Origin of the sequence: Synechococcus sp. Cu2B8-bc1011 (assembly GCF_047302735.1) — a bacterium.
Classification (GTDB): domain Bacteria; phylum Cyanobacteriota; class Cyanobacteriia; order PCC-6307; family Cyanobiaceae; genus Synechococcus_C.
This window is the reverse complement of the sequence record NZ_CP138915.1, coordinates 1,152,686-1,171,570: the sequence shown is the minus strand read 5'-3', so window position 1 is coordinate 1,171,570 and position 18,885 is coordinate 1,152,686. Positions and strand designations below refer to the sequence as shown.

Below are 18,885 nucleotides of genomic sequence, written 5' to 3'. Positions count from 1 at the left end.
TTGAATTTACAAGACAATCCTGAGCTTAATTTAGAGGAAATCTGCACAGATACCAGTATAGGAATGCCCGATCATCCCATTGCATCAAGGTCTTGGCCAACCAACGAAATACCATTTCATACGAGTGATCGTAAAATATTTCGGGAGGATTCACAGGGGAAAATTCAGGCTTTTTATCGCATGCGTGGCTACTCAAGCCCAAGCAAAACTGGGGTGGGAGAAGGTGTCTTTGAGGTAGAAGGCGTCGTCAAACGCATCAACAATTCTGGCGAAGAGCAGATGCTTGCTCGTACGCTCCTGACCCGCTCCCTCTATGTGAATGGAAGCGTCTCAAATGAGAATGATTGGGGCGTCTTAACAGCCCAGTATTTGGATTTGGGCCCAGCCCAAATCGACGGACCAGGAAGCATTCTTCATTTGGTCCAAACCAATCAGCCCTATCTCCGTACGGATGGATGCTCAAGCAACACACTGCTCACAGAAGCACGTGGACAAACCGATAATGACAACCAGTTGGGATTACGGATCTGGCCTGTCTTGAATCGAACTCTTCCGCCGAGCAACCTTTATGCAATCAGTCCCAAGATTGATGAGCATATTTGGAGTTTTGATGACACGAAAAATCAATGCGGACCACGCAGGAATCGCTCCTCTATCTGTATTAGAGACAAAACAGACAGCCGTCGGAGAGCACCTATGGATGTTATACGGGAAGGCAATTCAGTGCGCATTCCCGCAACAGCGATTTGCCCTGGCCACAGTGGCGACTGCCATGTCTATGTGGAGCACATCAACTTACAAAAAAACTCTCGATTGCTGATCGAAAACGACAGCCGTCCAGTGGTACTGCACATGGAATTACCCCAGGGTGCTTCACCCTCTCCATCCGGAATGAGTGGAGGAATCCAGCTCGGAAACAACGCTCAAATTTGCGGGGTTAATACTGGATCCGACGATAGCTGTAACAACAGACCTGAACGCCTTGTAATCACAGCCAGCTCTGGAGATTCACCTCAAAACTGCCAACCATCACAGCAACAACTGAAGATACAAGGAGTGAGCCTTCCTTCCGCCATGGTGTCTCTACCCCGTGGAAGCGTCCATCTAACCGGTGATACTCAACTACGAGGAATGATCTGGTCCCATGCATTCTGTGCGAATGGACATCAACTCAAACTCACCACAACCGACGTAAGCAGCAATCAACACCTCAGCATGCAAGCAGGTGAACTATGGGAGTGGAAGAACAGTGGTTTCACTGGCATTGGACGCACCATCAACCGGGGCATTCTTGGCACTGGCATCGACACATTCCGTCAGTGGTAGTCATGCGAAATCAATGCAGCAACTCCTGCGAAGGATTTACCCTCCTCGAGGTGCTCATCGGAGCCCTAATCCTGGCAGGGGTGATGATCGGCATCAGCAGAGTCTCAATCTCAGCCCTCACAAGAACCAGCATCGAACAACAGCGAAGTCGTATCGAAGCAGAGATCAACAGCAATATGCAACTCATTCAGCAAGCGAATAGTCGTCTCACCCTGGAATCCATCCCACCCCTCGATCGAGAGCGAGCATGCTCGGCACCAGAAGCCTATTTAATTTCCCGAATTAATCAGGCTGGCGCTACTCAGCATGTTCCACGACCAGCCATGGCCGAACGCACATTCACGATCACCTCTCTAGGAAAGGGGTGGGATGTCATTGAAGTCGCTTATGAGTTCCAAGCACCAGAGCAAGCCATCTCCACAGAACAGAGAATGGTTGAACTTCATCCAACCTTTGCTCCCCGTTGTCGATGAGAGGCATAAGGACGGGTGGCTTCACAATGCTGGAGGTTCTCGTGATCGCGACGATTGCAGCGCTCACAGCAAGCTGGGTGCTACCGACATTTCGTCGTCAACGTCTTCAGGGAGAAGTTGACCAGTACTCGCGTCTCGTCGAAGTAGGCCTTTTTAATCTGCGCACGCGCTTGCGTGAAGAGCGCCTCTCACACTGCATTTGCTTTGAGGCAAACAATTGGGCGCCTCCATCATCAATGGGATTAGAGCGGCAACAACCTGATGGCAGCCAAGCCGAACCTCTGAATCATTGCAGCGAAGAAGATTCTTCTAGCCGTCTGAGGGTCATGAATTTAGAGGGAAGTCGCGTGAGTAAAACAGTGCAAGCACGATCTCTGGAATCGAAATTTTGCATCAGTCCACCGGGGACAAGTGCCACTCCTCAGACGCTCACGCTTCTACTGAAATCGATCCAAAGCGATTCTGACCCAAACCTGTTGGTGCGATGCCTACACATGAATGGCAATGGCTACTTGATACGAGGCAACTGGAACCAATCGACGCAAACATGCCAACCCAAATGGGGGTAACCACAACAGAGCAGGCAGCACAACCCTGGATCACTTGAAACAATTCGGCAGCTCCGTCAGCAGTGGGATAAGAGCATCAACAACCCAATAGCAGAGAGCCGAAGATCCTTCCAAACTTGCAAGCAAAGCCTCAAAGCGATTCCCAGCAAAGACACCTGGCGCAATGGCTACAGATGAATCGCAATGGCTACTTGATAGAGGCAATTGGGAGCTAACGCCTCAGACGCGCAGACCCAAGCAAGGATGACAGCCACAAAAGTGGCACAAAAAAGCTGGATGTACATCGCCGCATTTGTGCAATGCGTCTATCAATGGATTGTTGCCTTTGCGCATAACTCATCTCATGCTTGCGCGCAAGCCCCTTGCCCAAAGATTGGCCGAAGCACGAAAAGCTCGTGTACGCCCAAACGGATTTGGCATGGCCGAAGCCGTGATCTCTCTTGGTGCGAGTGCTGTTCTCGTGAGCGCCTCAGCTGCTGCGTTATCGACAACCGGGTCCATCATCAGCCACACGGGAGAAAAAACATCTCTTCGTCAGAACGCCTCAGGTGGCTTGCGCTTGCTGGGATCAGAAGTTCAACGGGGCTTGCACTTGTTGATCAAGACAAAAGACACGCCGAAAGCTGAGCTAGCCCATACAGATTTAAATCATCAACAATATTCGTCCTCGATCCAGGAATGTGAAGCGATTGCCATTGATAGGAAACGCGCTTTCCAACCTGCCTTCGGCATTCGCATGGCTGAGCTTGACAGGCCAGTGATTTATGGATTGAGCACCAGTGCCCGTGGCAACGGCTACGCCCTTGAACGCTGTGGAGCACCGCTCACCATGGATGGACGCTACGGCGAAGTAGCTGAGACATATATCGCACCGATTCTCCAAGACATCGGTGTGATGCCATGTCAGGGCAACCCAGACACTTGCAATTCCCCAGTGAATCCCGATGGAACCGAAAAGTCTCTGAATGACATCGTCAAACAACTGGATTTAGATTTTGCAGTCATTGCCAACCACGGCGAACGTACTCCAGCTCGAGTTGCCAAGGAACCCGCCTTCGCCATTGAAACCGATTCTGCTCGCAAACTCATAAAAATTGTCAGTCCCAGAACCGAAGAAGAAGAAGAACAAAATCCAAGTTATTTAGAAATCAAAAATGGCTTGCGCAGTGTTAGTCGACATAACCTTCATTTCGCGATGTATTCTCGCGCATCTAAAATCGAAGATACAAGCTCCAACGAGCAAGGAGCACTCCTCAATGGAGCCTTCTTCCGCAACATTAGTTCAGAGCGTGTGCGCTTTTTACTCGATGGATCAGGATCCATGAGTGCCTGCATTCTTTGGGGAAGTGGCCGCGGCCAACGACGCACATATTGGAACGGCAACCGCTATATCTCAACTCGAAAAATCTGTGCACTAACACGGATGGAATCTCTTCAAAATGAATTAGTCATGATCATCAACGGCTTACCTAATAACACCAAGATCAACATTGAATCATTTAGCTCGAGAGGATATCTCAACCACAGGAGATGGAAGCCTTCTGTCGAAGGCCTTATCTCCTTAGACGATTCTGAAACACGTCAATCAGCGATTTCTTTTGTACATTCACTAAACGATGGCAGCGTTACACGCTGGGGCGGCACCATTCCATGGGATGGATTAGATACAGCACTGAAGGATCAAGAAACCGACACCCTTTATTTCCTCTCCGATGGAGAGCCGAATACAAACCATCAAGGCCGTCAATGGTCAAACGATGATTTCAGCTCAACCGTTGACTACTACATTTCCAAAAACAATCAGCGCGACAAAAAAATAACGATCAATACAACCGCACTTGGCTTAAACTCAAACTGGATGAAAGGTTTAGCCAATCGCAGCACAGGAGACTACTTGATGATTGACAAGAACTACATCACAGTAGCCCAACAATAACAGTCTTAAGGAGTTTGATTTAATTTCAACACGGCCATGAAGGCCTCCTGCGGCACATCCACCTTGCCCATCGCCTTCATCCGTTTCTTACCCTTCGCCTGCTTCTTCAAAAGTTTCTTCTTGCGCGAAATATCACCGCCGTAGCACTTTGCTAACACATCCTTACGAATCGCACTAATGCTTGTACTCGCAATGATGCGGCTACCGATGGAAGCCTGCAAGGGGATTTTAAATTGCTGGCGGGGAATCAATTCCTTAAGCTTTTCAACTAAGCCCTTGCCCACATTGTAGGCCTTATCGCGGTGCACGATCGTCGTGAGGGGATCAGCTCTTTCGGCATTGATCAACACATCCAAGCGCACAAGTTCATTCTTGCGATAGCCAATCAGGTGGTACTCCATCGAGGCATAGCCCTGGGTACGAGTCTTCATTTGATCGAAGAAGTCTGTGACCACTTCCGCCAAGGGCAATTCATAAATCAAGGTCACACGTTCCTTCGTGATGTATTTCATATCGAGATACTCACCTCTGCGCTCTTGGCATAAGCCCATCAACGCTCCATTAAAATCATTAGGCGCATAAATTTCCATGCGCACATAGGGCTCCTCAATGGATTCACGCTGCTGAGGATCCGGAAGCGTGGCCGGATTATCCACTAAAATTTGCTCCCCATTCGTCAAATTCACGTTGTAAATCACCGATGGAGCGGTAACTATCAGATCCAAGTTGTATTCACGTTCCAAGCGTTCTTGCACAATCTCCATGTGCAACAGGCCGAGGAATCCACAACGGAAGCCAAAACCCATCGCACTGCTGGTTTCAGGTTCGAACTTCAAAGCTGCATCAGAGAGCTGCAATTTATGCAGGGCTTCCCGTAAATCCGGGTATTGATCGGCTTCCGTGGGAAACAAGCCGCAAAACACCATCGGCTTGGCTTCCGCATATCCAGGAAGCGGTGCATCAGCAGGCTCATTCACCAAGGTGATGGTGTCTCCCACCCGAGCATCAGCCACAGCCTTGATCGATGCCGCGAGATACCCCACCTCTCCGGCGTGGAGCTCATCCACCTTGATTTCATCCGGAGCCATGATCCCGACCTCATCGAGTTCATAGGTTTTGTTGCTCGCCATCAACAACACTTTGTCTTTGCGACCAATGCTTCCGCTCATCACACGGAAGTAAACAATCACTCCGCGGTAAGGGTCGTAATAGGAATCAAAGATCAGAGCTTGAGTGGCATCCTTCACCGTGTCGGCGGGCGGTGGAACGCGGTCCACGACGGATTGGAGAATCTCTGGAACGCCCAGGCCTGTTTTGGCAGAGCAAGGAATCGCATTCGAGCAATCCAAACCGATGATCGCCTCAATCTCCTCCTTGATGCGATCAGGATCTGCACCCGGCAAATCAATCTTGTTAAGCACCGGAATGATCTCGAGATCGTTCTCCAGTGCCATGTACACGTTGGCCAGGGTCTGAGCCTCCACCCCTTGGCTTGCATCCACCACAAGCAAGGCCCCTTCGCAGGCCTGAAGGCTGCGGCTCACCTCGTAGGAGAAGTCCACATGGCCGGGTGTGTCGATGAGATTGAGCACATACTCCTCGCCATCCGCCGCCTTGTACTTCATGCGTGCGGCCTGGAGCTTGATCGTGATCCCCCGTTCCCTCTCCAGCTCCATGTTGTCAAGGAACTGCTCTTGCATGTCCCGATTAGCCACTGTTCCGGTGTCTTGCAGCAAGCGGTCAGCCAACGTCGACTTGCCGTGGTCGATATGGGCAATGATGCAAAAGTTGCGAATCCTTTTGACGGGAGCGTCGGTCATGCGGTTAGCGAAATCCCGGCTCGGGCTTCTGATGAAGGCAGTACGCCAATCCTAAGGAGCCGCCACCAATTCGATGAGAGAAACGCTTCATGCCCGCATCCTGGATTCTGTTATTGCTGGCGATCGCTTCCGAAGTGATTGGAACCTCCTGCCTCAAACTCTCTGAGGGTTTCAGCAGGCCGATTCCCACACTTGTTGTGCTGGCCGCTTACGCCATCGCGATGCTGTTGCTTTCTCGTGTGGTGCAGACCATTCCTCTCGGCATCACCTATGCCCTATGGAGTGGAATCGGGATCATCGCCATCGTGCTGGTTGGCTTGCTTGCCTACAAGCAAGTGCCCTCCCCAGGTCAGCTAGTGGGAATCGCCACAATCACAGCTGGGGTGATCATCGTGAATCTCACTGGCAAGCATCCCTGAACACAGCAATGGATCTCCTGCACATCCCCCTTGGGTGGATCAAACCTGCCCTGACCATGGCCGCAGCGCTGACCATGGGGGCACCTTTCGCGACATCAACTTGGTCCTGTGAGCTGCACCAATCGCAGCCGCTGAAGGATGGGTCACCCCTCAAGGAACAGACCACCCAATTCGTTCCTGAGGATCACAAAGGAATGGTTTGCATGGCGATCGCACCTCAATGCATGACAAAGAAGCAGTGGGCGGCCCATTGCCTCAGCCAAAGCGATTGGATCGAATCCAAAAGCTGCCGTGACGCACTCGATCGACCCAATCCAAACCCAGAAGAGAGCTGACGTCTGCACGCACATTGGCTATCGGGAGAGGTACTCCCAGCTCCCATGCCATGGCCTGCGCTCTCAAGGCCGCCGAACAAGGGCGCGCTGACGCCTAACTAGCGCGCAATCTGCAACCCAAGCAGTGCATCACTACGATCACGGCTGCGTTGAAGGAGCTCTGCATCCGCATTGAGATCTTGCCCATAGCTCGGCAATAACGCTTGCAAGCGCTGCTGCCACACCTCCGAGGCCAAGCGATCAGAAAAACAGCGTTGCAGAATTTCCAACATGATCGTCACGGAAGTGCTGGCCCCCGGAGACGCTCCAAGCAGTGCAGCCAGCGACCCATCAGCGGCTGACACCACCTCGGTCCCCAATTGCAATCGGCCTCCAACAGGGGTGCGTTTGATGATCTGAACGCGCTGACCAGCCACCGACAAGGACCAATCTTGCGTGCGCGCGGTGGGAAGGAAAGCTTTTAACGCCTCCATTCGATCCTCACTGCTCTGGCGCAGTTGATTCACGAGATAACGAACCAGAGGAATGTTGTTCAGCCCAACTTGAAGCATGGGCAAGACGTTGGAGGAGCGCACAGAACGAGGAAGATCCAGCAAGGACCCCTGCTTCAAAAACTTGCTGCTAAACCCGGCATAAGGCCCAAACAACAAGGAGCGCCGACCATCAATCCAGCGGGTGTCGAGATGGGGCACTGACATCGGCGGAGCCCCCACCTTGGCTTTGCCGTACACCTTGGCGAAGTGATGCTCCGATAGATCCGGGTCATTGCAGACCAGCCATTGACCACTCACAGGAAAGCCGGCGTAAGCAGCCGCTTCAGGAATCCCCGAACGCTGAAGGAGGGGTAGGGCACCGCCACCGGCTCCAAGGAACACAAACGGCGTCATCACGACGCGGCGTCCAGAGGGGCCGCGCAATTGCAGCTCCCACCCCTCTGCTTGGCGATTGAGATCAAAGACCGAAGTCCCGAACATCAGATCAAGGGCCCCCGACGCTTGCAAGGGAACAAACAAAGAACGAGACAAAGCCCCGAAATCCACGTCTGTGCCGCGTTCAATCCTGGTAGCGGCAACGGCCATTTGAGGATCACGCCCGGCCATCACGAGCGGAATCCACGACGCCAGCTCAGCCTCGTCGCGGCTCCAATTCATGGCAGCAAAAGCAGGCATTGACTTCAACTGCTCATAGCGCTGGCGCAGGTAGGCCACATCCCGCTCACCCCACACAAAACTGATGTGTGGCACGCGGTGGATGAAACAAGACGGATCTAATCGACCGCGCTCACACAGAGTCGACCAAAACTCGAGACTGCTTTCAAAACTTGCATTAATGGCCAGCGGCTTTTCAGTTGAAATCGTGCCGTCAGCCTGAAGAGGGGTGTAATTAAGCTCACAATTGGCGGCGTGGCCGGTGCCAGCATTATTGCCCGCAGCGCTGCTTTCTAAAGCTGGTGCCTCCAAACGCTCAACAACCAACAACCGCAACTCTGGGTCGAGTTCATGCAGGAGAGTTGCCAGGGTGGCACTCATGATCCCAGCACCCACGAGCACAACGTCGTAGCGGTCCAATGGGCGAACAGATCTGCTGTCGACAGGCTATGAGGCCGAACGACAATGAAATGCCTAAAATGAGTGAATTCGAAGATTGAGCGATGAGCACCGAGACCATGGCCCTCACCAACGAGAACGTGGAAAAGGTGCTTGATGAACTCCGTCCCTTCCTGATGGCCGATGGGGGCAACGTGGAAGTGGTAGAGATCGATGGACCGGTTGTGAAAGTTCGCCTCCAAGGCGCTTGCGGAAGCTGCCCCAGCAGCACGATGACTTTAAAAATGGGGATCGAACGCAAGATGCGTGAATCGATTCCCGAGGTGAGCGAAGTCGTTCAGGTTCTATGAATAGATAGTTGTTGGATAATAGATAAGCTTGATGAAGTCATCCAGGAACTAGACAGTTAATTGATGAACAACAAGTAAGATTAAATTAATCATAATTGGTAAATGGTCACCGAGGAACAACTATCGGCCCTCGATCTGACTCTTTGGCTTGGATCCACCGAACGTGCGGCTGATTTTGATTTTTCCAACCAAAGCACCATTTCCCGACGGAACCAAAAAGTCCTCAAACGATTCGGGATCGATCTGAAACGCAGCAATACTGAACTTTTGGTATCGGGTGAGCTCCTGCTTCTGGATCTGGAGCGGCAGGTTCACCAAATAGCCCGACTCAAACACGAGCGATGCCTTCGCCTTCAGGTTCCCTTCTGGCTTCAGCAAAGCCCTGGCCTCGTTCTTCCCAAGGGCTGGAAAATGAACTCACCGCGAGCAGACTTCAACTGCACAAATCCAGTCACGCTAGTCAGAGAACACGTTCTGGATGCCTGCCTGGCCACACCGACGCAGATACCTGACGATCGCGACGATCTGTTCATCCTTGAGCTTCACCAACGCCCGATTGACCTCACGCTGCTGCATCACACAAAAGAGAGCCAAGGCGACCTTGAAGATCGCTTCCGATGGAGCCTGGAGAACGGCAATCTGGAGTTGAAACTGATGCCCTTCCTGCCTACCAGTTGTTGCGAGCGCTCCCAACAGTGGTTTGATCAGTTGCTCATGATCAGCGATCCCAGCCGACAGGACAGCACTGATCTTTGGCCATTAAGGCATGCAGGGGAAAGCTTTTTCATCGCTTATCTCACACCGGAAATGCGAGCCGCTCAGCCTCTCGTCAACAAGGTGTATGAACACTTCGAGCCCTACACCTACACCGAATCCCTGATCGTTCTGGCGCAACACACCAATGAGCCTGCTGTCGTGGCTTTGATTGAGAGCCTGCAGCAGCAAATTGGCCACTGAGACCGCCCTATTCCGGTCAAAGACTTGACCGGTTTGCTCATGGACGAGGCATCAGGATCTACGGACAGCGCTATCGCACGCAAGATGCGCGAATCGAGCCCTGAGGTGAGCGCAGTTGCCCCGTTTCATTTCCCCCCAAGCTGACACGTTGTAAAAACAGTGTCTTCAACTCTGCAGAATCCATGGGTCGAGGCCGCAACCCTCTCTCTTGAGCCAGAGAGATCAGTCAAGACGATGCATTCGGATCTAATGAAGGGCAGGTCTTGGCACTGAAATCACAGGCATAGATCGTGGATTTCTGCCAACTGAGGGGAATCTCAAGAAGGTCTCGGGTTCCTGTGAGGCCTTGCGTCAAAAACAACAAAGCGGCAAGCACGTTGGCTGTGACATGCAAACGGCGAATGCGAATGTCACGCAGGATCTCGGCGCGAGCCCCCAGGGAAAACAACATCAAGCCCGTCACCCCAACGCCCGCCCAGTAATGGGACTGCCAAAACGCAGGCGTCAAGGGATTATCCGAAAGCCTCCAAACCTCCGGTTGGGCACCAAGCCCCAACACTCCGGCCCAAGTAATGAGTGAAAAAGCCAACCTCAATCCGGGCCTCTTGCAACGCCAAAGGGCGAGGAGGCTCACGACCGTTCCAGACAACACAAGCAACAGCTGGATTGCACGCGCAAGGCCTCCTTCGAACTGAGCCAGCGGGGCCTTCGTGCCAATCACAACCGTGAGTGCAATCAAAACCACCACCACCACCGCGCCTGCGAGCCAACGACCTAGATCGCTGTGATCACGCCCCACCGTGATGGGGAGCTTCTGGTTCTGGAGCCGACGTGCACGCGTCTGAACTGCCAAGCGAACCACCACTCCCATCAGTGGATAGACCAATACCACTGCAAGAAAAGGATGCAGGATCCACAACCAATCAACGGCGGCCATGCCCAAGTCAGCATCAAGTCAAAACGTAGCCATGATGAGAAAAATGAGGAGGCCATCCAAGATGCGATTCATAATTGTTGCCTTTTAGAGCCCAATCCTTCCCCCAAAAGGTTGAGAATGGATCAGCGTCTAGATCAAACAATTGGAATATCAGCAGTGCCGCATTAAACAATAGTCTCTAAAAAATTCCAAAAGTTAACGATCACGCGAGTGATAACAACTTCCAGAGTGTGCATAGACCACGAGATAAAACCATTTTGAGATCGAGGGCTTGAGCTCAAATTGGCTGAACCGGTTTGATCAAGAAGAAGATCGCAAGCATTGCAACTGTGACGGTAATTAGGATTACTCCTCTGATTCCGGATCACCGCTGACCAAGAACGGCTCGCTGGCCCCTGGCTCATCATTATCCAATACAAAGGCTCGGGTTATGTCATCGCTTTCAAAGGCCATGAGCCCCTGATCTGGGTCCACTGCAGTCATCTCGGGGTGGTCGTTAACGAGAAGCTTGTGGTTTTTCCACTTCTTCCAAAAGCCAAAAGCTTTTTCCGACAGGTGGACAATCAAGGCAAGATTCACCAACGCTAGGGCCAGAAACATCAATGCCTGCATACGGACCTATTTACCTTTCAACATTCTAGTAACGCCTCAGGCTCTTGCCTGTATCAATGACTGCGCTGATGCCTTCAGCCCAGATGGTCTGGAACCGTCCTCATGGCCCTAAGTCAACGTGGCCATCGCTACGGACGATGGACTGCTCGACAAGCCTGTGACCGAAGAGCCTTCCAATCGTCCTCACATCCACATCCTGCATTCTTTTTGCTGCGGAAGCCCTTGTCAGCATTTAACAGCTGTGATGCAGAGGCTTCTGGACGATTCGAATCGTTAAGGGGCTGATAGCGATGAGCCTGGACCATGAACTTGATTGCCGTCTCCAGCTCGTGGCTAACGAGTGCATGCATCACTAGCAACCTCAGCCGAGGCGATCGGTGCATGATTCAGAGCAGAAGGCTTTTGTCCAGAGCAGGTCAGACACCCCCCATTAATTCGATAAGGCGCCAGGTGCCCTCTCAGACATACCGTGCCACGAAAAAACAACACCTGCCCCAGCTCCCTGGCATGAGCATCAGTCAGGGGCAAAGTGAGCCATCCATCGGGAACAACGCCTTTCAGTAGAGATCGACGCTCCTGGGCATCGATTCGTCGTTGACGCTCTTCCCGATCATTTTTGGCGCAAACACCTTCAACCTGAAATTCTCGAGAACAATCCAAGCAGGCCGTCACTATTGGCTTTTTACGAGCTGCGTTGTGAGAGAGCTTGTCGCCTGGAACCTCACGATCCTGACCACAAGAGCATCGACACCACCAGTAAGCATTTCCGCTTTTGGTACGACGCTCCGAGGCACGAACAACCGTGAGCTTTCCGTACACCTCACCAACTCGGTTCCGGGGCTTGGATGGCATCAGGAATGAAAAGGAAGTGAGCTACTCAGTCATTTTGGCGTGACATTGTTCATTGAGTGATGCCTGGTTCCAGTAACACCAACCAAGAGCAAGCAGATGGTCGTCAAAGTTCAAACCAGTGAGTAACAGTCTGAACTGATGATGGATCACATTGCGATGAAAGAAACAAGACAATATCAACCAACTTTCTATTACTGCCATGGTGAAGTTGTGTCAAAGATTTGATGGAGCAGCGTTTTACAACCTGACCCTTTCCACTTTTTTTGCCAACGTAAGACTGACAATCACAAGGCACATCACGCTGCCGTTGATCGCTGACACGTGCCTTCACGATGTAACCAGGAACCTCTCGAAATACCACCTTGACCCACGCAAACAGCAACACCCTCCGCAATCTCTGTCCCGCACTTCAGAATAAGCATTATTTCAACTACGGCGGTCAAGGGCCGTTGCCAACGCCTTCGCTAGAGGCCATGACCACAAGTTGGCAGCGCATCCAAGAACTGGGACCGTTCACCACGGATGTATGGCCGTATATCAGTGCAGAAACAAACAAAACACGTGCGTCACTGAGTCGCATGTGTGGTGTGGCACCCCATCGCCTCGCACTCACCGAAAACGTCACCAGCGGGTGCGTTCTTCCCCTTTGGGGACTGCCCCTTAAAGCCGGTGATCGCCTGTTAATCGGTGATTGCGAGCACCCGGGAGTCGTCGCCGCTTGCCATGAACTTGCCAGACGGGAACAGCTGGAAGTCGACAACCTCCCTGTCCAACAATTCAGGCAAGGACGTGAGGCACAACACGAAACCGACGCAGGCGTCCTTCAAGCCTTAGAAGACTCTTTAAGGCCACGTACCAAAGTCGTGGTGCTGTCCCATCTGCTCTGGAACACTGGACAGCTAATGCCAATCCCTGAGGTAGCAGACCATCTTCGTCAGCATGCTCAGCAACCATTTCTACTCGTGGATGCAGCCCAAAGCATGGGGCAAATTCCTGTGGAAGCAGCTGCGCAGGCCGCTGATATTTATGCCTTTACTGGGCACAAATGGACCTGCGGACCCGAGGGATTAGGAGGCGTGGCCTTATCAGAAAGAATCCTCAATCAAGCCAGTCCAACGCTCATTGGCTGGCGCAGCCTGCGCGATGAAACGCGCGCCGACATCAATGATCCAGAACCGTTTCACCACGACAGCCGACGCTTTGAGATTGCAACGAGCTGCGTGCCACTGATGGCAGGGCTTCGTCAATCGTTGCGCTTGTTCGCCAACGAGGGCAATGAGCAAGAGCGTCTCCAAACCATCCAATCCCTAAGCGGCGAACTGTGGAGGCAACTCAAGGAGCTTTCAGGAGCCACTCCTTTGCTGAAGGGGGAACCGCCAGCAGGTTTGGTGAGCTTCCAACTCAACGATGCTTCAGGACGAAGTCCTGCTGAAGTCGTCAAAATCCTTGGGAGCAAAGGGATCTGGATCCGCAACCTAGAAGAGCCCATCTGCCTAAGAGCTTGTACGCACATCACCACCAAACCCAACGAAATCAGCCGACTCGTGGATGCTCTTGAACAACGAATGTCCACCGATCATTAAGCGCCCGGAGGGATCAAGACCCAAGCCGTCACAACAGCAACAGAACAAAACAACACCATTGAAAGAGGCCAAACCTCATCAAGAAGTTCCAGTCGTTTGGAGAGGTTATCGCGCGCCTCTCCAAGGGGCATGCTCTCCATATCGGCATAACGGCGTCCAATCCAAACCAACAAAACAAATGCAAACAATGTGATGACGTAAGCGATCACATAAACCAGATCGAGAAAGGTAAGGAAAGGAAGGTCAGGGAGTTCACCTCGATACACCTGCTGCAGGAACACCAATGTCAACAACACGGTGACAGGAATTCCTGCTCGAGCATCTTGCTCATCAGGGCGGATTTTGAAGACGAGAAGTACCATCACCATCACAACCAACAAAGGCAACATCAAGCGCCAAAAAGAGGACCAAGACGAAGTTCCGAAGGTGATGTCATAGACAATGAGACTGTAATCCCGATCCAACCCACCAAGACCAAAATTGGTTGCATAATTATGGCGATACTCAGCAATCGACCAACCGCGATTCAACCAACCAATAATTCCTGTTCCTGCATAAAGGCCCATCCCACTATTGCGAATATCAGGCTCAAAACGCAGCTTCGTATAGCCAAGCCCTCCCGCCACATCATCAGCTTCAATCGCGATCGGCAAACTAATGGTGAGGAACGGGAACTTCTTAAAGGTTGCGCGATCAATATAAAATCGACCAACATAAGTATAAAGCTGGTAATAGGTACCATCAGACAAGACTGCTGGCTTATCCTGCACAGGATTCAACACAGGTTCCGCATCAGACAACAACGCATTAAGCAATGAAATATGCTCTTGCAAATCTGTATCATTGGCCTCTAAGTAATCTTGAAGAGGCTGCTCCCAGCGCATCCACACGTAACCATTGGAGGAGAAGCTAGGAATACTTAGATCAAGATCGTAGGTACTATTTGAATACACTCCAATCTTCACATGGTATTTCGCATCATCGAGTGCTTCAATGTCAGCTTGAATTTCACTTCCGCTTAACGACTCTCCTCTCTGTGAACTCCAACCGTCACGAGGAAGGCGATCCACGGATGTGGTTAATGCCCGAGAAGCTGAAGAAAGTCGCAGGGAATCACGGCCTGGCACTTGATCAACATTTAGACTAGTTACTCCAATAATGGAAAGCAAGGCTGCCAGAACCACTGACGCGATCGCCAAGATGTTCCACTTTCTCCGTCTTCGAACCTTCGTCATGAAAAAAAGAGCAGCAAATCACAAAAGCGTTTTACCAGTTAAGCGGATAGCAACAATTCTTCGTCGAAGTACCCTCATAACGTTAGGACTTAGTCTATCGATAGCTGCCACATCAGCCCAACAAAAAGACACTCAAATCACCTCTGATAGCAAGAATACGATCCTCCTAGGCCAATCCTTACCACTGAGCGGACCTTCGGCTCAAATAGGAAAAAAATATCAGGCCGGCGCCCAAGCATGGTTTAACGAGGTGAATCGACAGGGAGGAATCAACGGGAAAAAAATACGTTTGATCAGCCTTGATGACCAGTATGAGCCTGAACTGACCATCAGCAATACCAAAACACTGCTCGAAAAACCGAACCTTCTTGCTCTCTTTGGCTATGTAGGCACACCCACAACGAAAGAAATACTTCCATTCATTGAAGAAAGGAAAGTTCCCCTCATCGCCCCCCTGACAGGTGCCTCAATCCTGCGCGATGAAAAATTAAAAATGGTAGTGAACTTAAGAGCCAGCTATCAGATGGAAATAGACAAAATTGTTGATAGCCTTGTTCGTAACGCACGACAAAAAATAGCAATCATTTATCAGGATGATGCCTTTGGGAAAGATGGCCTGAAATCTGCAGAATCGGCCTTGAAAAAGCATGGTCTGAAGCCAGTTGCGATCGCAACCGTTCAAAGAAACTCTGCCAAAATCCAATCAGCACTTCAAGTGTTGTTATCCAGCGAACCAAACGCCATTATCATCATCTCAACGTACGTCAGCTCGGCAGCGTTAAGCAGGGAGTTACTCAAAAGGGATGTCAAAGCTCAGATCATGAATGTGTCTTTTGTTGGCACCAGAGCCCTGGAAAAATCATTACCTGTAGGGCTTGCCAATGGCATTGGGGTGAGCCAAGTGGTTCCCTTTCCCTGGGACCGATGGATTCCAGTGGTCGCAGACTATCAACGGCTCATGCGCGTGAATAATTCTTCAGCCCGATTTGGTTTCACAAGCTTGGAAGGATTTATGGCTGCTCGATTAATCACCGAAGGAATCAGGAAGGTTCAAGGGCCACTAACAAAAGAAAGCCTCGTCAAAAGCCTAAAGTCGATCAAAAAAGTAGACTTAGGAGGATTTCAGTTAGACTTATCCAGCAACAATAAGCAGGCAAGCGACTACGTTGAGCTCACATTTTTTGGAGCACAGCAATGGGAGCCATAAATTTAATCCCAACAAGAACCTTAACCCAATTCTTCCAAGCGATACATGCACTCAAACGCTAATCAAACCGACGATCCCATACCTAAAAACCTCACGTCCTCCTTCATACACTCCGGGCGTTGGAAAGCAATTCCAGCCCTCACCTTGCTTGGGCTGACACAGTTGGCCTCCATGCAGGAATGGCCCACTCTCATTTGTTTCATTGTTTCCGCAACAGGCATCATTCCAATTGCGCTGCTACTAAGTGATGCAACTGAAGAAATTGCAGAGCATAGTGGGCCAACAATAGGAGCAATCTGCACTGCCGTTTTTGGGAATTTTGCGGAATTCATTATTGCCCTATCGGCCCTAAGACTTGGCCTGATTGATGTTGTCAAAGCAAGTATCACAGGAGCAATTCTTTCGGACCTTCTACTTGTTACAGGAGTGGCAATGCTTGTTGGAGGATTGAAATATAGCGAACAAAGTTTTCAGGAAACAATGGTTCGCACCAACGGTGCGGCCATGACATTAGCGGTCATGGCGATGGCCCTACCTGCGTCCCTCATCAGCACATCAGGGATTGACGATCCCATTGCAATTCACGGTTTATCAATGACCGTTGCAGTGATTCTCATCGTTATTTACTTCTTAACATTAATCTTTTCTCTCGCAACACACAGCCATCTCTTTGATCCCCAACACATTCAAAATGATGAACCCGAGTCTTCGCAAGAAGCAGAAAAAAGCATAAATCTACTGCCCTGGATCCTCCAGTTAATTCTTTGCACATCACTTCTCGCTTATCAGTCCGAAAGTTTTGTTCATTTTTTAGAGCCTGCAACAGAACAATTAGGCTTCAGCGCATTGTTTACCGGAATCATCATCATTCCAATCATTGGAGGCTTCTCCGAGTATGTTCCCGCCGTGAAAGGAGCCTGGAAAGATCAAATGGATCTTCCTATTTCGCTGGCAATGGGTTCCAGCTTGCTCGTTGCCCTACTCATCGCCCCAGCACTGATTATTATCGGAGCTCTTATCGGCCAGCCGATGAATCTTGACTTCACAGCATTTGAAGTCATCGCACTTATATTCAGTGTTTTAATTGTGAATCTCGTCAATATGGATGCCAAATCCAATTGGCTTGAAGGAGTTCTCCTTTTGGGAATGTTCGCAATTTTTGGAGCAGCTTTTTACTACTATCCAAGTTAAGTCCTAAAAAGCCAGCTTCTGTTGCAGGGCTTTTAGAGCTTGTTCGCGGTCATCGAAATGAACTTTTTGAGTCCCCAGAATTTGATAATCTTCATGTCCCTTACCGGCGATGAGAACAAGATCTTGAGCTTCTGCATGCTTAATCGCACCAGCAATGGCTTCAGCACGATCGAGCATCACCGTTAACGCAGTGTCGCTAGGAATTCCCTCAACAACATCATTCAGGATTTGTTGGGGATCTTCTGTGCGTGGATTATCAGAGGTCACCACCACAGCATCAGCAAGCTCTGCAGCGATCGCAGCCATCTGAGGACGCTTGCCGCGATCTCTATCACCACCACAGCCAAACACACAAATCAGCTTGCCGTCTGCAAAGGGCCGACAGGCGTTGAGGGCGCTGCTTAAGCCATCTGGAGTGTGGGCATAATCCACCAAGACAGTAGGCAGCTCTCCCCCCTTTCCGTCCACAACCACCCGTTCCATCCGACCAGGAACGCCCTTGAATGTACTGATGGCTTCAAGAAGCGCCTCCAAAGGGAGCCCCTGCTGAAGCAAGACTCCAACCGCCTGCAACAGGTTCATCACATTGAAGCGACCGAGCAGAGGCGATTGGAAGGAGCCCTCACCCAAAGGACTCAACAGGCGGCCTTCGACACCAGAAGAGCCCATCACCAAATCAGACATGGTCAGTTCTGCATGCGCTGAACCCTCAGCTAACGAACTCCGCCAACAGCGATCGCCCAAACGCTCCGCTAATTGTTTCCCCCAAGGGTCATCGATATTGACCACAACCTGAGCCCCCTGACCAGCCATGAGAGGTGGTGCAAACAGCCGAGCTTTGGCTTCGAAATAAGACGCCATCGTCTCGTGGTAATCGAGATGGTCCTGCGTGAGATTGGTAAACACCGCGCCGGAAAAACGGCATCCAGCCACCCGATGCTGATCAAGTGCATGGGAGCTCACCTCCATGGCCGTTAACTGAGCTCCAGCGGCATAGGCCTCAGCGAGTTGCGCTTGCAGCAGATCCGCGACGGCTGTGGTGTGTGTCGCCGTCACACTGTGACCAGGCCAGCGATTGAGAAGGGTTCCAAATAGAGCAGAGGGGCGTCCACAGGCCGAACTCAAATGTTCAATCAGATGGGTGGTGGTGGTTTTGCCATTGGTGCCCGTGACCCCAATCAAACCAATGCGCTCACTGGGGTGCTTCCAAAAAGCTGCCGTCAGCTCACCGGCCCAACGAGCAACCGGATCAGGCACCACCACCACCGCATCGCTTGGCTCAGGGGGCAGAGTTGCTGCTGCCGCAGAGCCAATCAGGACCGCGGAAGCCCCATCAGCAAGGGCCTTGGGCCAAAAGCTGCCGCCATCCACACGCCCGCCAGGAAGGCCGATAAACACACTCCCAGGCCCCACGCAACGGGAATCACAGGTGATCGATTCGATCACTGCATCGGACAACCCCTGGGGCACAGGCAAACCCACCGAATGAAGCAAGGCGTGGAGTGTCTGGGTCATCGCTGGGTCACCACAGATGGG

19 protein-coding genes are annotated in these 18,885 nt (G+C 51.3%); 12 read left to right on the top strand and 7 right to left on the bottom strand.

The features are described 5' to 3' along the window. Nucleotides 1-180: 180 nt before the first annotated feature. From SIC18_RS06100 to SIC18_RS06085, 4 genes are all read left to right on the top strand, one after another. Entirely contained in the window at nt 181-1,326 is a 1,146-nt protein-coding gene (locus SIC18_RS06100) for a hypothetical protein (protein ID WP_413430402.1), read from the top strand. 2 nt (nt 1,327-1,328) lie between these two features. After that, nucleotides 1,329-1,799 carry a type IV pilus modification PilV family protein gene (locus tag SIC18_RS06095; RefSeq protein ID WP_413430401.1) on the top strand — a complete coding sequence of 157 codons (471 nt, stop codon included), beginning with the start codon at nt 1,329-1,331 and terminating at the stop codon, nt 1,797-1,799. Between the two features lie 26 nt (nt 1,800-1,825). Next, nucleotides 1,826-2,368: a hypothetical protein gene (locus tag SIC18_RS06090; protein WP_413430400.1), complete on the top strand. Its 543-nt coding sequence runs from the start codon at nt 1,826-1,828 to the stop codon at nt 2,366-2,368. A 586-nt stretch (nt 2,369-2,954) separates the two neighbouring features. Continuing rightward, nucleotides 2,955-4,304, top strand: a complete 1,350-nt coding sequence (locus SIC18_RS06085; RefSeq protein ID WP_413430399.1) for a hypothetical protein — start codon at nt 2,955-2,957, stop codon at nt 4,302-4,304. A gap of 5 nt (nt 4,305-4,309) precedes the next feature. Here SIC18_RS06085 and lepA read toward each other — a convergent pair whose 3' ends face one another. Then, nucleotides 4,310-6,124 carry a translation elongation factor 4 gene (gene lepA, locus SIC18_RS06080; RefSeq protein ID WP_413430398.1) on the bottom strand — a complete coding sequence of 605 codons (1,815 nt, stop codon included), beginning with the start codon at nt 6,122-6,124 and terminating at the stop codon, nt 4,310-4,312. Nucleotides 6,125-6,213: 89 nt separating this feature from the next. Here lepA and SIC18_RS06075 point away from each other — a divergent pair, with 89 nt between their 5' ends. Continuing rightward, entirely contained in the window at nt 6,214-6,543 is a 330-nt protein-coding gene (locus SIC18_RS06075) for a DMT family transporter (protein WP_413430397.1), read from the top strand. A 56-nt stretch (nt 6,544-6,599) separates the two neighbouring features. Then, the gene (locus tag SIC18_RS06070; protein ID WP_413430396.1) at nt 6,600-6,878 is read left to right on the top strand and encodes a hypothetical protein; all 279 of its coding nucleotides are present in this window, start codon (nt 6,600-6,602) and stop codon (nt 6,876-6,878) included. 98 nt (nt 6,879-6,976) lie between these two features. Here SIC18_RS06070 and SIC18_RS06065 read toward each other — a convergent pair whose 3' ends face one another. After that, complete coding sequence (locus SIC18_RS06065; protein ID WP_413430395.1) at nt 6,977-8,446, bottom strand: malate:quinone oxidoreductase; 1,470 nt, start codon at nt 8,444-8,446, stop codon at nt 6,977-6,979. An 83-nt stretch (nt 8,447-8,529) separates the two neighbouring features. Here SIC18_RS06065 and SIC18_RS06060 point away from each other — a divergent pair, with 83 nt between their 5' ends. Together SIC18_RS06060 and SIC18_RS06055 are read left to right on the top strand one after the other, a co-directional pair. Then, on the top strand, nt 8,530-8,775 hold the full coding sequence (locus tag SIC18_RS06060) for a NifU family protein (RefSeq protein ID WP_011618592.1): 246 nt from the start codon (nt 8,530-8,532) through the stop codon (nt 8,773-8,775). 102 nt (nt 8,776-8,877) lie between these two features. Next, nucleotides 8,878-9,732: a hypothetical protein gene (locus SIC18_RS06055; protein WP_413430394.1), complete on the top strand. Its 855-nt coding sequence runs from the start codon at nt 8,878-8,880 to the stop codon at nt 9,730-9,732. Between the two features lie 226 nt (nt 9,733-9,958). Here the strand turns inward: SIC18_RS06055 and SIC18_RS06050 are convergent, their stop codons facing one another. Beyond that, on the bottom strand, nt 9,959-10,669 hold the full coding sequence (locus SIC18_RS06050) for a DUF4079 domain-containing protein (RefSeq protein WP_413430393.1): 711 nt from the start codon (nt 10,667-10,669) through the stop codon (nt 9,959-9,961). 345 nt (nt 10,670-11,014) lie between these two features. Continuing rightward, nucleotides 11,015-11,281, bottom strand: a complete 267-nt coding sequence (locus tag SIC18_RS06045) for a hypothetical protein (protein WP_048345923.1) — start codon at nt 11,279-11,281, stop codon at nt 11,015-11,017. A 118-nt stretch (nt 11,282-11,399) separates the two neighbouring features. Here SIC18_RS06045 and SIC18_RS06040 point away from each other — a divergent pair, with 118 nt between their 5' ends. Next, nucleotides 11,400-11,558, top strand: a complete 159-nt coding sequence (locus tag SIC18_RS06040; RefSeq protein WP_413430392.1) for a hypothetical protein — start codon at nt 11,400-11,402, stop codon at nt 11,556-11,558. A 56-nt stretch (nt 11,559-11,614) separates the two neighbouring features. Here SIC18_RS06040 and SIC18_RS06035 read toward each other — a convergent pair whose 3' ends face one another. Next, entirely contained in the window at nt 11,615-12,133 is a 519-nt protein-coding gene (locus SIC18_RS06035; protein WP_048345921.1) for a hypothetical protein, read from the bottom strand. Nucleotides 12,134-12,495: 362 nt separating this feature from the next. Here SIC18_RS06035 and SIC18_RS06030 point away from each other — a divergent pair, with 362 nt between their 5' ends. Continuing rightward, entirely contained in the window at nt 12,496-13,716 is a 1,221-nt protein-coding gene (locus SIC18_RS06030; protein ID WP_413430391.1) for an aminotransferase class V-fold PLP-dependent enzyme, read from the top strand. Here SIC18_RS06030 and SIC18_RS06025 read toward each other — a convergent pair. After that, nucleotides 13,713-14,786 carry a hypothetical protein gene (locus SIC18_RS06025; RefSeq protein ID WP_250395708.1) on the bottom strand — a complete coding sequence of 358 codons (1,074 nt, stop codon included), beginning with the start codon at nt 14,784-14,786 and terminating at the stop codon, nt 13,713-13,715. The two genes, SIC18_RS06030 and SIC18_RS06025, sit on opposite strands and share 4 nt — an antisense overlap. Nucleotides 14,787-14,874: 88 nt before the next feature. Here SIC18_RS06025 and SIC18_RS06020 point away from each other — a divergent pair, with 88 nt between their 5' ends. Both SIC18_RS06020 and cax read left to right on the top strand, forming a co-directional pair. After that, complete coding sequence (locus SIC18_RS06020) at nt 14,875-16,158, top strand: ABC transporter substrate-binding protein (RefSeq protein WP_053068495.1); 1,284 nt, start codon at nt 14,875-14,877, stop codon at nt 16,156-16,158. Between the two features lie 45 nt (nt 16,159-16,203). Then, nucleotides 16,204-17,349: a calcium/proton exchanger gene (gene cax / locus SIC18_RS06015; RefSeq protein WP_413430390.1), complete on the top strand. Its 1,146-nt coding sequence runs from the start codon at nt 16,204-16,206 to the stop codon at nt 17,347-17,349. Nucleotides 17,350-17,352: 3 nt separating this feature from the next. Here cax and SIC18_RS06010 read toward each other — a convergent pair whose 3' ends face one another. Then, on the bottom strand, nt 17,353-18,864 hold the full coding sequence (locus SIC18_RS06010) for a UDP-N-acetylmuramoyl-L-alanyl-D-glutamate--2,6-diaminopimelate ligase (RefSeq protein ID WP_413430389.1): 1,512 nt from the start codon (nt 18,862-18,864) through the stop codon (nt 17,353-17,355). Between the last annotated feature and the right edge of the window lie 21 nt (nt 18,865-18,885).

Bases quoted from the DNA above. Each gene is read 5' to 3' on its own strand.
- SIC18_RS06035 (WP_048345921.1), bottom strand. From the start codon at position 12,133: ATGCCATCCAAGCCCCGGAACCGAGTTGGTGAGGTGTACGGAAAGCTC.
- SIC18_RS06070 (WP_413430396.1), top strand. From the start codon at position 6,600: ATGGCCGCAGCGCTGACCATGGGGGCACCTTTCGCGACATCAACTTGG.
- SIC18_RS06100 (WP_413430402.1), top strand. From the start codon at position 181: ATGCGTGGCTACTCAAGCCCAAGCAAAACTGGGGTGGGAGAAGGTGTC.
- lepA (WP_413430398.1), bottom strand. From the start codon at position 6,124: ATGACCGACGCTCCCGTCAAAAGGATTCGCAACTTTTGCATCATTGCC.
- SIC18_RS06095 (WP_413430401.1), top strand. From the start codon at position 1,329: ATGCGAAATCAATGCAGCAACTCCTGCGAAGGATTTACCCTCCTCGAG.
- cax (WP_413430390.1), top strand. From the start codon at position 16,204: ATGCACTCAAACGCTAATCAAACCGACGATCCCATACCTAAAAACCTC.
- SIC18_RS06045 (WP_048345923.1), bottom strand. From the start codon at position 11,281: ATGCAGGCATTGATGTTTCTGGCCCTAGCGTTGGTGAATCTTGCCTTG.
- SIC18_RS06010 (WP_413430389.1), bottom strand. From the start codon at position 18,864: ATGACCCAGACACTCCACGCCTTGCTTCATTCGGTGGGTTTGCCTGTG.
- SIC18_RS06090 (WP_413430400.1), top strand. From the start codon at position 1,826: ATGCTGGAGGTTCTCGTGATCGCGACGATTGCAGCGCTCACAGCAAGC.
- SIC18_RS06050 (WP_413430393.1), bottom strand. From the start codon at position 10,669: ATGGCCGCCGTTGATTGGTTGTGGATCCTGCATCCTTTTCTTGCAGTG.
- SIC18_RS06075 (WP_413430397.1), top strand. From the start codon at position 6,214: ATGCCCGCATCCTGGATTCTGTTATTGCTGGCGATCGCTTCCGAAGTG.
- SIC18_RS06060 (WP_011618592.1), top strand. From the start codon at position 8,530: ATGAGCACCGAGACCATGGCCCTCACCAACGAGAACGTGGAAAAGGTG.
- SIC18_RS06020 (WP_053068495.1), top strand. From the start codon at position 14,875: ATGGAAAGCAAGGCTGCCAGAACCACTGACGCGATCGCCAAGATGTTC.
- SIC18_RS06055 (WP_413430394.1), top strand. From the start codon at position 8,878: ATGGTCACCGAGGAACAACTATCGGCCCTCGATCTGACTCTTTGGCTT.